The organism is Bilifractor porci (assembly GCF_009696005.1).
Taxonomy (GTDB): domain Bacteria; phylum Bacillota; class Clostridia; order Lachnospirales; family Lachnospiraceae; genus Bilifractor; species Bilifractor porci.
This window is the reverse complement of record NZ_VUMV01000009.1, coordinates 12,461-25,145: the sequence shown is the minus strand read 5'-3', so window position 1 is coordinate 25,145 and position 12,685 is coordinate 12,461. Positions and strand designations below refer to the sequence as shown.

The window sequence follows — 12,685 nt, the reverse complement described above, 5'->3', positions numbered from 1 at the left end:
GACGAGCAGGGCACTCAGAAAACCAGCATTGCTCCCAGCATAATCAGAAACTGCGCGGAAAGGTACGTCGGCATAACCGGCCAGTGCGCTTTTTTCTGAAACACGGAAAAGGCAAGAACCGTATCGGAAAGAATAAACAGAAGGGATCCCGCAAAAGGCACCGCCGCTGCCGGGGTCCCTTTTGACAGCATAAGCAGGAACGACGAGAGGCTCATCAGGAGTATCACCCCCATATAGGCCAGAATTCCGGGCTTCATGGCACCATCCAGCGATGGCAGAAGCTTCCTTGCAATCAGGCAGAGGTACACAGCATACACAGCAGCTGCCGCGGCCGCGCACCACCCCATACCCGCAGAGAGCGGCCATTCCGTATGGGTCAGAAAAGCAATGATATAGCAGATATGCCCGGCAAGAAAAGAACCCGCGCCGAGCAGAAAATTTTTGGAATCATCGCTGAGAAGGAAGGTATCTCCCAGCATTCCGAACAGCAGACCGATGATAATCAGGATGGAAGCTCCTCTCCCGGCACAGAGAAGATAAAGAAGAGCAAGCAGGGGCATACAGAGCGGCTTAAAAATCCTCTGTTTTTTTGAATCACCCCGAATGTGCGCGGCAGATTCCAGAACTGCTGTCAGAATAAAAAGTCCGAATACCGTAATTGCAAATGCCATGCGGGTTTTTCCTTTCGCAAACAGATGATTCCCGCAGGTTCCGGACCCGGCCTGAGCCCTGCGGAAATGATGTGAAATGAGACAGGAACTTGTACGGATACTGCCGCTCTACTTGGGAAGAGGCATTATTTAGACTGACGCTTCTTCCCCGGCGTATACAGCATACAATAGAACAAAAATGCCAGAAATGCGCAGGCAATACACATCCATACGATCAATGTCCCGGTTCCCATCGGCGAGAACATGTCATAATATCCCTTCAGATAGATAATAATGATCAGCGCCGGAAGGCCATACGCAAAATAATATCGGAGCTTCGCCGGAAACTTCATGCCTGTCCCGGCATCCGCTTCCTTCAGGAAATTCTGCCAGCCCCATCCGTTTCTGCGGATACAGAACCAGACAAATACCAGACTTCCCAGCGGAAGTAAGTTGCTGGATACTATAAAATCCTCCAGATCCAGAACAGCCGTATTTTCCCCGAACGGCTGAAAACCGGACCAGATATTATACCCGAACACACAGGGCAGACTCAGGATCATGACCAGGACAGCGCTGATAAAAACGCTCTTCTTTCTGCTCCATCCGAACAGATCCATATCAAAGGCAATAATGTTTTCAAATACGGCAATTACGGTAGAGAGTGCCGCAAAGGAAAGAAATACAAAGAAAAGAGCCCCCCACACTCTTCCTCCCGGCATCTGCGCGAACAGATTCGGAATCGTCAGAAATATCAGCTTCGGTCCGGAGGTCGGCTCCACCCCATAGGCAAAGCAGGCAGGAATAATGATGAACCCGGCCATCAGCGCCACAAAGGTGTCCAGAGCGGTCACGGTAACAGCCTCTCCCGTCAGGCTTCTCTCCTTCCCCAGATAGGAGCCGAAAATAAGCATCGCGCCGATACCGATTGAAAGTGTAAAAAACGCCTGACTCATAGCCGCGAAAATAACATTTCCCCATCCCAGCTCTGAAAGAGACTGAAAATCCGGAACCAGATAAAAACGAATCCCCTCCCCGGCGCCTTTCAGGAACACCGAGTGAACGGCAAGGATGACCATCAGGATCAGCAGGGCGATCATCATATATTTTGTGATGCGCTCCACCCCTTTCTGGACTCCGAAATAACAGATGACAAAACCGATGACACAGACAAGAAGCGTCCAGAAGACCATTTCCGGAAGATTACCCAGCATCTCGGAAAAATGGATGCTGATCTCGTCAGCCGTTTTTCCGGCAAAGGCCCCCTGCACATGCTTGGCGCAGTAATCCATCATCCACCCGGATACCGTTGTGTAATACATCATCAGAAGATAGCAGCCAAAGATACTGATATATTTCAGCCAGTGCCACCTGGTTCCCACCGGTTCCAATGCCTCAAAGCTTCGCGCCGCGCTCTTTCGGGAGGCGCGGCCGATGGCAAATTCACACACCATGACGGGAATTCCCAGAACCAGAAGAAATATCAGATAGATCAGAATAAACGCGGCCCCTCCGTATTTTCCGCACAGATACGGAAATTTCCATACGTTGCCGATTCCGATGGCGCATCCAGCGGACACAAGAATAAAGCCCAGGCGTGAGCCGAAGCTCTCCCTCTTCCGCGCGGCATCCGCAGGAGCGCTGTTCGTCACATGATCATTCATAAGATTTGTTTCCCCCTCAGATAAACTATGTCATTCTGATCCGTCGGATTCTTCTTTTTTCAAAAAACCCGCGGGACTCCAGTCCGAAAAAAATAAACCTTTCCGTTCAAAGCCGCGATTCAGAATGACATGTTCCAGTATAAAGCAAAGGAAAAATATTGTCTATAATAAGGAACAACCGTTCAAAAAAGCCCTCAAAAAATACGGCTGTAAAAAAGCCATGACTTCCTAAGCTTCCCGAATCCTGCGGTTCAGCTCGTTCAGCACTCTTTTTTTATCTGCGCTCCATTTGGGAGCCAGAAGCAGCTTTTTCGGTCCGTCTCCGGTCAGGCGATGAATAACCGTCTCCGGAGGAAGCAGCTTCAGGCAGTCCACTACCAGATCGCAGTAACTCTCCAATGTAAAACCGGATGCCTGGAAAACCGAAGGTTCCTTTTCATAGAGAGAACCGTACTCGGTTCCTTTCAGGATATGCAGAAGCTGAAGCTTGATTCCGTCCAACCACGGATTCAGCCCTGCAAGAAAGCGCACGGTTTCCAGCATATCCTCCCTGCTTTCCCCCGGCAGTCCCAGAATCACATGGACAATCACTGCCAGTCCGGCCTGCTTCAGCCGCCGGTAGGAATCCAGAAAGACCGGCAGTGAATAGCCCCGGTGAAAGGCATCTGCCGTCTGCTCGTGAATCGTCTGAAGGCCAAGCTCCACCCAGACAGGCTTGATACGATTCAGCTCTGCCAGCATTTGAACCTTGTCCGGCTCCAGACAGTCCGGGCGTGTACCGACCGAGAGCGTGACAATCTCCGGTCTTGTAATCGCATCCATGAACAGACGCCGCAGCCGCCCTGTATCTCCATAAGTATTGGTGTAGCTCTGAAAATAGGCAATGTATTTTCGATCCTCCGGACGGACAGATGCAGAAATCTTTGCGTCAACCCGGCGTTTTGCCGTCTCTATCTGCTCTTCCAGGGGCGCGGCGCCTGCGGCAAAATCCCCGGATCCGCCTGCCGAGCAGAACGCGCACCCGCCCCATCCCAGGGTTCCGTCCCTGTTCGGACAGGTACATCCGGAAGATAGAGACAGCCGGTAGACCTTCTGTCCGTATTTTTGTTTCATATACTCTGAGATTGTCAGAATTTTCACTCCGCCGCTTCTCCTGAATCTTCTTTTTCCCCCTGTGCCTCTTTTCCTAAGTCGTTTGTTCAGGCGGTCAGCCTTTCCTTCAGCCATCCGACTGCGTTCTGCAGATCCTCTTCGTTCGGATGTCTGCGCGATTCCAGGTGGCGCCGGTATCCTTCGTCATCCAGGTAATGCGGTTCCTCAGGAGAAAGTTTTCTGCGCGCCTCTGTCCGCTCCTCACGGATTTTTCCCTGACAGAGAAAGACTCCTCTGCAGCAGTTCCGGGCGTTCACTATTTCCTGCACGTTTCCGCGGACCAAATCTGCATAATCTCCCGTCGGATAATTTCCCATCGTTCCGAAAACCAGCATCGGCTTTCCCTGATACTGGTTCACCAATCTCCGGCTGGAATCATCCATGGAAGATTTCCTGCACCAGAAGCCGACCAGATAGAGATCCGCCTCTACCGTTTTCTCAAACCGCTCCCGATTAACCAGATGCAGCACATTCCAGCCTTGTCTCTCCAGTTCTCCCTGCAGTGCATCCGCCACTTTCTGGGTATTTCCCGTGACAGACGCGACAAGCAGGGCTGCTGTGCGCTCACTTTTCATATTATTATCCAAACCTTTCTGCGCTTTTCTCCGGGATATTTTGCCTTACAGCCTTTTACATAAGCTTCTGGCTGCACATCCTCCCCCGTCAGTTCGGATATAGCTTTCATCAGCTCATGGCAGCCGGTTTCCAGGCTCCTGGTCACCTCATATTCGCCGTGAGAAAAGAAATGAAGATCAATTTTCCGGTCTCCGACATTCAGAATCGCGTAATCCGCGGATCCGTGTTTCAGTCCATGCTCCTGCTCATAGCTGCGCAGAATGTTCCGGAACGCGATAATATCCGGGCAATCAGAACCAGCTTCAAGAGGGCGCGGCGGCACATCTCCACATATTTATCAACAAAGTCCCTGGCGGCGGCAACCGCCAGCAGCTCCATCTCCTTATCCGTCCGGCTGATCACCGTGTAGTCATAAATATACTTATCCATATCCTGGCTGATATAATTATGAAATTCATAGGGTAGATTGACCTTTAGCTGCTGCTCTGTCATCAACGGCATGGTGACACGGCGGATAAAGCTGGTATCCGCTGGAAGGGCAATCACGCAGTGCCTGCATTTGACTCCTTTTGTCCGGATCACTTCCTTCAGAAAATCCGCCATAGCATCCCAAGATACAATTTTATTGTCCTTCACCATGTTGTCGGGTATTTTTTCCGACACAAACTGCTTCAGCGTACGGTTCTGGCAGACGGCCATCTTCTCTTTACACGCAACACGCAGCTTTTTGCATACCGTCAAATGTTCCTTATAATGTCTTTTACATCAGGCTCAAAACATGATAACATAAAACCGCTTCATTATTAATGTATTTTATTTGATTACATTTGTAAATCCGTTTTCATTCCCGGGAGGTCTTCATGTTCTTTATTCTCAGCGGTTTTACCATGGTTGCAATGATACCCGTCTTCCTTGCCATTCTTCCTGCCGTTGTCCTGATGGTTTATGTCTACCGTCAGGATAAAATCGAGCCGGAACCGCCTGCCCTCCTGATGAAGCTGGTCGGGGCCGGTGTCCTGGCCGGGCTGCTCTCCATGGTTCTGGAACAGATCGGCACCGTCTTTCTTGACCTGGGCATTCCGGACCGTTCCGGAAGCCTGTACACAATCCTGATGGCTTATCTTGTCGTAGGCGCCGTAGAGGAAGGAACCAAATACGGGCTGATGGCTGCCATCACCTGGAAAAATCCGGCGTTTAATTTCCGTTTCGACGGAATTGTCTACGCTGTGTTTACCTCTCTGGGATTTGCCGCCTTCGAGAATATTCTATACGGATTCCGGTACGGCGTCGGGACGCTTGCCACCAGGGCATTCCTGTCTATACCGGGACATATGGCCTTCGCCGTTATTTTCGGGATTTTTTACGGGCACGCCAAGAAGAACGCCGATCTGTCGTATTACCAGCCCTCCAGGAGAGCTCTCGCAAGGGTACAGAATATCATCGGTTACGCCCTGGCCGTCCTGTTCCACGGCACCTATGACGCCTGCCTGATGACAGGAACCGGGACATCCACCCTGATTTTCATTCTGTCGGTTGTTCTGATTTATATCGTCATATTCTTTGTCATCCGCAGAGAATCCCGGTCCGACCAGCCTGTGTGACCGCGCGGGACGATCCGTCAGGATATCATATTGCTTTTAACAGTTTTTGATTTGCTATGGAAAATAAAAATAAGAAAAAAAATACGATTACAATTATACTGCTGGTTCTGGTTCTTGCCGCCCTGTGCCTGGGAATCGCTGCCATGGTCTGGACGATGACCGGCCATCCGCTCCCGGCTGTAGGAAGCCTTTCCTCCGGATCCGATCCGGACAGCGGGGCTTCTTCGGTATTCTCCGCCTCTTCGGGCACCGCTGTCTCCCCGGATTTAACGGAAGCTGTGTCAGAGAACACTTCCGATGTCTCCGCCGTCTCTGTCTCCACGCCTGTGGTATCGGACACCCCGACGCCCACCCCGGAACCGACGCCGGATCCGGAAAAATACAATACCGGGGATGTCTGGGCACTGGTACTGGTAAATAAAGAACACCCGCTGCCGGATGGGTATATCCCGCAGGTCACGGAGGTGGAAAACAACCAGTCTACAGACATCCGCTGCGCGGATTCGCTGGCACAGATGCTTGCCGACTGCAGAGCCGCGGGATACAACCCGCTGGCAATCTCGGGCTACCGAACCCATGAGACACAGGAGTTATATTTCAACAATACCGTCCAAATGTACGTTAACCAGGGCATGGACGAAGCTTCCGCGGAAGCCGAGGCCGCCACATCGGTAGCCGTGCCGGGAACAAGCGAACACGAACTTGGTCTCTCGGTTGACATCGGCACCACAGCCAATACCGATATCAATTCCTCCCAGGACAACGACCCGACGCAGCTCTGGCTGCAGGACAACTGCTGGAAATACGGCTATATCCTGCGGTATCCTCCAGAGAAATCCGACATCACCGGCATCATCTATGAATCCTGGCATTACCGCTATGTAGGAACAACTGCCGCAAAAGTCATCCACGACGAGAACCTCTGTCTGGAAGAGTACCTTCAGAAATATGTGGAGCCCTTTACCAGTCTCGATGAAATCAACCAGGCAGCCCTGGCCTCGCTGGAAGCCTCCGGCCAGGCCGGCTGATGTTCCTACGACAATTCGTCCAGCGTTTTGCCGTAGGAGGGAAGAAATTCCTCCACAAAATCCCGGACTTCCGGATAGCGGCCGCACATCTCATTAACCGCTTTTCCAATGGTCTGTTTTGCCGTCCGGAACTCCGTATTTCCGGACTTTTCTTCCTCCAGGCACTTGATATAGGCTGACAGCTTGTCCGCGGCTTTCACCATGGCGCGCAGGTATCTCTCCTCCTCGGTCTGGTCCGGCCGGAAGATTTTCTCATAAACAGGGCGCAGATCCTCCGGAAGCTGTTCAAGAAGGCGGTTTTCCGCCATTTCCTCCACCTTCCGGTAAGCGGCCCGGATATCCCGGCTGCTGTACTTGACGGGCGTCGGCATATCCCCGGTGATAATCTCCGAGGCGTCATGATACAGCCCGACCAGCGCCGCCTTCTCCGCGTTCAGATTTTTCCCATACCGCACATTGCCGATGATGCAGAGCGCATGGCCGATCATGGCGACTTCCAGAGAATGTTCGCTGATGTTTTCCGGCCTGGTATTCCGCATCAACGCCCAGCGCTCAATGTACTTCATCCGGGATACGGTTGCAAAAAAATGCCAAGTGTCTGTTTTTTTATCCATACGCCTTCCACCTCTTCCGCTTCGGGATGCTATAACTGTTATTCATTGTTTTTTTTATCATTGCCATCCGGATTTACATCGGAATCGATCAGGATGTTATAACTGTTTTAATTGTTTTTTCATGGCGCGGATAAAATCCGGATCGGTACCGCAGCAGCCGCCCAGAAGAGAGGCCCCGTCGCGGTAAAGGACGGCCATTCCCTTCGCAAATGTCTCCGCGTTCATGTCATAGGAGGCAGCTCCGCTCGCGTCAAATACCGGAAGGCCGGCATTTGGCTTGGCAAGAACCGGTACCTTCGCGCTTCCGGCAAGATTGCGCACGACCGTTTCCAGCTGCATGGGGTTCATGTTGCAGTTCACGCCGAATGCGGAAATACCGGCGCTCTCCAGTACCGGCAGCGCCTTATAGACCGTTCCGTCGTAATAGGTGTGTCCGTCGGTTCCGGAGAGTATGCTGGCAATCACCGGAATCTTTCCGCCCGCCGCGTCATTCACCGCGTCACAGGCAATCAGCGTTTCTGTCACGGACATCATGGATTCCACCGCAAACAGATCCACGCCTGCCTCCAGAAGCGCTTCCGCCTGTTCCCGGTAGATCTCGAAGATCTGCTCATCCGGCGTGTCTCCTCCCGCGGAAACCGAAAGCTTCCCGGTCGGTGAAAGATCCCCTGCCGTCAGGGCTCTTCCTGCGGATACTGAGAGCGAAAATTCGGCCAGCCGGAGATTCATGTCCCGTACGTGGTCCTGCAGCCCGAACCGGGAGAGTACTGCCCGGTTCGCCCCGAAGGTCGGCGTATAAATCACCTGCGACCCAGCCTCGATATAGTCTCTCTGCAGCTTCTTGATCACCTCCGGATTTTCCAGCACCCATTGCTCTGTGGATACGCCGTGCGGCATGCCAGCCGCAAAAAGATTGGTTCCGGTTGCGCCGTCCAGAATAACCGGTCCCCCGGAAACCATCTTCCGAAACTCTTCTTTCGTCATGTCCGTCCTCCTGCCGCGCCCTCCTGCTGTCCATGCGCGCTCTTCCATCCCTTTTCCTCCGGGACATACCTGCGAAGCGTCCTATGGCTGTCCCCGTGGTTTTCTTCCTCTTTTCTGACCCATCTTAAGCAGCCCTGCTTCTGCGCCGGTGCTGTCTGCGGAAGCTGCCCTTTTTCATTATTCCCCTGCGTTTTCCTTCCAGGCGGAGAGAAAGCTCTGCTTCATGTCGCATTTCAGCAGGATTCTCTTTTCCTCAAGGACCTTCTGCAGGGCTTCCAGAGTGTCCGCCACATCCTCCCGGTTGCAGCTTTCTCCCATATGGCCGATCCGGACGACCTTTCCGGCAAGCACATCAAAGCAGCCGGAAATCAGAATCCCGTATTTCTCTGCCATCCCCCGCAGGATTTCTTTGTCTGTAATGCCGTCCGGCACGCAGATCACCGTAACGGTATTGGACATTCCTTCCTCCAGGTACAGCTTCAGCCCGGATTCCCTGACTGCTTTCCGGACAGCCCCGGCAATCCGCGCATGCCGCTGATACACATCCGGGTCGGCGAAAAAATTATCGAGAGCCTGGCGAAGCCCCCGGATATCACTTGCCGGCATCGTGTAGGGAAACCACTGGTCCCGGTAATAATTTTTTATAGCCGGGATGCTCGCGTAAAAGCTGCGCACCGGAGTCTTCCTTCTTTCCATGGAGCGGAATGCCCGCTCACTGACCCAGACCATGGTCAGCCCCGGAGGACAGGACAAAGCCTTCTGGGAGCCGCCGCAGAGAATGTCGATCCTGCTTTTTGAGAGATCCAGCGGTTCTCCGAACATCCCTGCAACAGAATCTGCCACGGTCATAATGCCGTAGGAGTCCAGAATCCGGCTGATTGTCTCCACATCATTCAGGACGCCGCTGGGGGTGTCACAGTGCACAACGGTTGCATATTTGAAAGAGTGATCCTTCTCCAGATACCGCTTCAGCGCGTCCGGGTCTACCGGCCGATGATAATCCACCGTGTAAAGGACCGGGATTCCTTCATAGATTTTTACGAAATCCGCAAATTCCTTTCCGAAAATCCCGTTGTCGATAACCAGAACCCGGTCTCCCGGTTCTGTCAGAGACGCGCAGGCGGCCTCCAGTCCAAGAATCCCCTCCCCTCCAAGGATAAACGCCTCATGATCCGTGTGCAGTGCTTTGGAGAGCATTCCGCAGGTTTCTTTATAAAAATCAAAAAAGGCAGGATCGATATCCGGGTTGGGAAAAGGAAGTGCTCTTGCCTGCATGACATTTTCTCTTACCTGGGTCGGTCCCGCCGTCATTATTTTATACATCTCTTCCGCCTCTTTTCCTGCCGCCGTTTTTTACCGGCGGCCGTCCTTTATCGCTTATTTGCCGTTTTCCTTCTGCTGCATTTCTGCTGTTTTCCGCTTACGCTGTCCTGCCTGCCGGCCGCCTCATAGAACGGGTTACTCTCCGCAGGACGGGGAGCATTGCCATGACAATAACCGCTGCCACACCGACCTGGCAGATATTTCCGGGAACAGACCCGATCGGGGCGATCCAGTTTCCGTACAAAATAACCTCCGCGAAATAATAGCCGACAATCTTAATGATCAGGGCAAGGATCATGGAGACAGCATCATTCAGCGCCGTATTTTTGATCGGCCTGCGCTCGGCGAACCAGCCGACCTCATACCCCATAAGTCCGACAATGACAAAGGTAAACGGCGCCCATGCGGTCCAGCCGCTCAGGAGATCAAACAGTCCCATGCCGATTCCCCCGGCAAGGGCGCCGGTTTTCTTTCCGAAAAGAATAGCGGCTATGAAAAGAGGGACATTGCCCAGGTGAATCAGTCCGCCGCTGCCCATAAAAGGAAGCCGGATGTTAATCAGCCAGGTCGCGACATAGGTCAGCGCTATCATCAGCGCGGTAATCACCATGTCCTGAATCCTGCTGTTTTCATCCTGTGCATACGTTTTCTTTGATATGCTCTTTCCGTCCTTTTCTGTCCTGCTCTGCATATCAGAATTCCTCCTTCTTTGTCCAGCCTGCCGGATACTCTCTGAATAACATCCGGTTCAACGAATACTGTACAGCCCATGCTCCACACGCACTGACTATACACATGTATAATTCTTTTCTGGTTATATTGGTATTGCCAACTGTTGATTATTTTTTATGATCAATTGTACCGGAGGCTCTCTTTTTCCCACATACGGGCAAAAGCGCTGGCCAGAGGACGTTTCCATCCGTTATATGCTCATTTTTCTGCATATAGCGGCAAAAGATAATCCGGCTTGACCCCGGCTGCTAAAAACACCCGGCCTGAAACGCAAAGAACGGGAAAGCCTCAGCACTGACTTTCCCGTTCTTAAAAAGGAAGGAGAATGTGGCATTTCAGCCACTCATATGAAAAAGAAACTAGAAACTTGAAATCTTTTTATCTTGTTTCTATGCTCCCTATCATATAGGCTAAATGTGATTCCCCTGTGTATTCGATTTGGACATTTCGTAAACTTTCCTGTTACAGATTGTTCATAAATTGACAAAGCTTACGGCCTGTCCCCTGTTTTTTCTCCCTCTCTGACCAGATGCCCCCTGTCCGTGGGATTGACCGTTCCCTGGATGGAAACATCCAGAAAATCCTTTCCTCCCTGCTCCACAATCTGTCTGATAATCGGAAGCCGGAAAACATCCTGGCTGTCTCCCGTATAGGCCAGTGCGTCCGCGATGACCGCATCCCCCGGCGTTTCACTGTAGCGCACCTCGAGATCCTCTCCGTCAAAATAAAGATTCATCTTTCTGCAGCAGGCTTCCTCGATAAACGAAATGTTCAGCAGAAGCACAACCCGGTCATACTCATCGGTCGCGATCCGGCCGGCTGTTCCGATGTAATACGGCTCTCCGTGAATACTGATCTCGCTGACCGCAGGCTCCTCGAACCCGACCTTAACAGGGAGAATTTCTTCTCCCTCATACAAAAGAACGTTCATGGTTCCGTTTACATCCGCAAAACCTATTTTTCTGATCCCGTCCGTATAATTGTTGTGGACCACCTGGCAGATCAGGGGGAAAACACCGGTTCTCCCGTTTTTCATCTGGAACGTGTGATTTTTCAGGGTTTCCAGCATCTCCTGCGGCGACATGACGGTGGCTTTTGGCGCCCAGAGACCCCAGCCTCTCCTTGTCCTTCTGGCCTTTTTGAAATCCGGAGGCAGCTGGGCAAGATTCCGGTTTACGGCATCCTCCAGAATCGCACTCCCAAGGCCGGATCCCCCGTACGTATCATGACCGCTGTACAAAGCTATTTGTTCCGCCAGCTTTTTCAGCTCCCTCGGATTTTCACGGAGAGGAACCGGTGACGGATGATAGGAAATTCCCCAGAATTTACGCAGAATCTCCGTCAGACTGCCCTCCTGAAGAAGCTCGCGGTTTCCTGAATTTACCATCAGGATCATGTCGTCATCCGGATAACAGATCACATCCTGTCCGAAAAGGCCGTTCATGGCGAAACCGCCCGGACGCTGTTCGATCCAGCACTGATAGCCGTAGCCGAATTTATCATTCTCCACCTGACGGGAGGTCATACTCTCAATCCAGTAGGCGGGAACCAGCTGCCGTCCGTTCCACAGCCCCTTATTCAGCATCAGCTGTCCGATTTTGCAGGCATCCTCCGGGCGGATAAAGCATCCCCATCCTCCCTTTGTATAGCCTCTGGGGCTTTCCTCCCAGAAAATTTCCTTAATCCCCATCGGATCAAAAATCCTTGTTTTCAGGAACTGGAACATGGTAATTCCGGAGCGCTCCTGAATGGCAGCGGAAAGCATAAAGGAGTTCATGGAATTATACTCGAATTTTGTTCCGGGCTCAAATTTACAGCCCGCGGACATAAAATTCGTGCACCAGTCGCTGCTCTCTATGGCGCCCGCCTCGGAATACTCCACCCCGCTGGTCATCGTCAAAAGATGGCGAATTGTCACCTTTTTTCTTCCGATCCGGCTGAGCAGACGTATCTTATCCGGAAAAATATCATCAATGCTTTCATCCAGGCCAAACAGCCCCTCCTGGATGGCAAGGCCGGCCGCCAGGCCGGTAAAGGTCTTGCACATGGAATGTGTGATGTGCCACATTCCCCTCTGGTATGGAGAAAAACTGCACTCCGCGATAATCTTCCCGTGACGGATGACGATAGCCTGATGAATATTGGCATCCGGACTCATTTTCAGAGCCTCCAGATACTCCCTGACATGAGCGGATTCCACCCCCTGGGACTCCGGCGACTCTCTCGGAAACGGCTGTTCCACAGGTTCTCCCCGGAAATGAGGTTTCTGCGGAATAAAATCGATTTTTCCGATCTGCCCGGTCTGCCGCGCCATCAGTTTGAAGAAAAGCTGAATAAACGAAAAGCTGATTTCTGCCATAT

At 52.1% G+C, this 12,685-nt stretch carries 12 protein-coding genes; 2 read left to right on the top strand and 10 right to left on the bottom strand.

Features of this window, described 5'->3' with window-relative positions:
• Positions 1-14: 14 nt before the first annotated feature.
• From FYJ60_RS10990 to pilM, 5 genes are all read right to left on the bottom strand, one after another.
• Positions 15-671 carry a lysoplasmalogenase gene (locus tag FYJ60_RS10990; RefSeq protein WP_154458726.1) on the bottom strand — a complete coding sequence of 219 codons (657 nt, stop codon included), beginning with the start codon at positions 669-671 and terminating at the stop codon, positions 15-17.
• Between the two features lie 125 nt (positions 672-796).
• Positions 797-2,314 (bottom strand): sodium-dependent transporter, encoded by a 1,518-nt coding sequence (locus FYJ60_RS10985; RefSeq protein ID WP_154458725.1) that lies wholly within the window; start codon positions 2,312-2,314, stop codon positions 797-799.
• A gap of 228 nt (positions 2,315-2,542) precedes the next feature.
• A complete protein-coding gene (locus tag FYJ60_RS10980) occupies positions 2,543-3,454 on the bottom strand; it encodes a TIGR01212 family radical SAM protein (protein ID WP_330579197.1) in 912 nt (303 codons plus the stop codon).
• A gap of 59 nt (positions 3,455-3,513) precedes the next feature.
• Positions 3,514-4,041, bottom strand: a complete 528-nt coding sequence (locus tag FYJ60_RS10975) for a flavodoxin family protein (protein WP_154458723.1) — start codon at positions 4,039-4,041, stop codon at positions 3,514-3,516.
• A 229-nt stretch (positions 4,042-4,270) separates the two neighbouring features.
• Positions 4,271-4,783, bottom strand: a complete 513-nt coding sequence (gene pilM / locus FYJ60_RS10970; RefSeq protein WP_154458722.1) for a type IV pilus biogenesis protein PilM — start codon at positions 4,781-4,783, stop codon at positions 4,271-4,273.
• A gap of 119 nt (positions 4,784-4,902) precedes the next feature.
• On the opposite strand from pilM, the gene FYJ60_RS10965 reads away from it, so the two are divergent.
• Complete coding sequence (locus FYJ60_RS10965) at positions 4,903-5,643, top strand: PrsW family intramembrane metalloprotease (RefSeq protein ID WP_154458721.1); 741 nt, start codon at positions 4,903-4,905, stop codon at positions 5,641-5,643.
• A gap of 56 nt (positions 5,644-5,699) precedes the next feature.
• Positions 5,700-6,671: a M15 family metallopeptidase gene (locus tag FYJ60_RS10960; protein ID WP_154458720.1), complete on the top strand. Its 972-nt coding sequence runs from the start codon at positions 5,700-5,702 to the stop codon at positions 6,669-6,671.
• Between the two features lie 5 nt (positions 6,672-6,676).
• Here the strand turns inward: FYJ60_RS10960 and yfbR are convergent, their stop codons facing one another.
• The 5 genes from yfbR to FYJ60_RS10935 form a co-directional block, all read right to left on the bottom strand.
• Entirely contained in the window at positions 6,677-7,285 is a 609-nt protein-coding gene (yfbR, locus tag FYJ60_RS10955; RefSeq protein WP_154458719.1) for a 5'-deoxynucleotidase, read from the bottom strand.
• A gap of 96 nt (positions 7,286-7,381) precedes the next feature.
• Entirely contained in the window at positions 7,382-8,269 is an 888-nt protein-coding gene (locus FYJ60_RS10950; RefSeq protein WP_205839078.1) for a homocysteine S-methyltransferase family protein, read from the bottom strand.
• 177 nt (positions 8,270-8,446) lie between these two features.
• Positions 8,447-9,592, bottom strand: coding sequence for a pyridoxal-phosphate-dependent aminotransferase family protein (locus FYJ60_RS10945; RefSeq protein ID WP_205839077.1), 1,146 nt, complete (start codon positions 9,590-9,592; stop codon positions 8,447-8,449).
• Positions 9,593-9,689: 97 nt separating this feature from the next.
• Complete coding sequence (locus tag FYJ60_RS10940) at positions 9,690-10,283, bottom strand: ECF transporter S component (protein WP_154458717.1); 594 nt, start codon at positions 10,281-10,283, stop codon at positions 9,690-9,692.
• A 531-nt stretch (positions 10,284-10,814) separates the two neighbouring features.
• Positions 10,815-12,683, bottom strand: a complete 1,869-nt coding sequence (locus FYJ60_RS10935; protein ID WP_154458716.1) for a serine hydrolase domain-containing protein — start codon at positions 12,681-12,683, stop codon at positions 10,815-10,817.
• Positions 12,684-12,685: the final 2 nt, after the last annotated feature.

Excerpts from the sequence above, each read along its gene's own strand:
- FYJ60_RS10975 (WP_154458723.1), bottom strand. The coding sequence starts at position 4,041 with ATGAAAAGTGAGCGCACAGCAGCCCTGCTTGTCGCGTCTGTCACGGGA.
- FYJ60_RS10940 (WP_154458717.1), bottom strand. The coding sequence starts at position 10,283 with ATGCAGAGCAGGACAGAAAAGGACGGAAAGAGCATATCAAAGAAAACG.
- FYJ60_RS10950 (WP_205839078.1), bottom strand. The coding sequence starts at position 8,269 with ATGACGAAAGAAGAGTTTCGGAAGATGGTTTCCGGGGGACCGGTTATT.
- FYJ60_RS10990 (WP_154458726.1), bottom strand. The coding sequence starts at position 671 with ATGGCATTTGCAATTACGGTATTCGGACTTTTTATTCTGACAGCAGTT.
- FYJ60_RS10985 (WP_154458725.1), bottom strand. The coding sequence starts at position 2,314 with ATGAATGATCATGTGACGAACAGCGCTCCTGCGGATGCCGCGCGGAAG.
- yfbR (WP_154458719.1), bottom strand. The coding sequence starts at position 7,285 with ATGGATAAAAAAACAGACACTTGGCATTTTTTTGCAACCGTATCCCGG.
- FYJ60_RS10935 (WP_154458716.1), bottom strand. The coding sequence starts at position 12,683 with ATGGCAGAAATCAGCTTTTCGTTTATTCAGCTTTTCTTCAAACTGATG.
- FYJ60_RS10960 (WP_154458720.1), top strand. The coding sequence starts at position 5,700 with ATGGAAAATAAAAATAAGAAAAAAAATACGATTACAATTATACTGCTG.
- FYJ60_RS10945 (WP_205839077.1), bottom strand. The coding sequence starts at position 9,592 with ATGTATAAAATAATGACGGCGGGACCGACCCAGGTAAGAGAAAATGTC.
- FYJ60_RS10965 (WP_154458721.1), top strand. The coding sequence starts at position 4,903 with ATGTTCTTTATTCTCAGCGGTTTTACCATGGTTGCAATGATACCCGTC.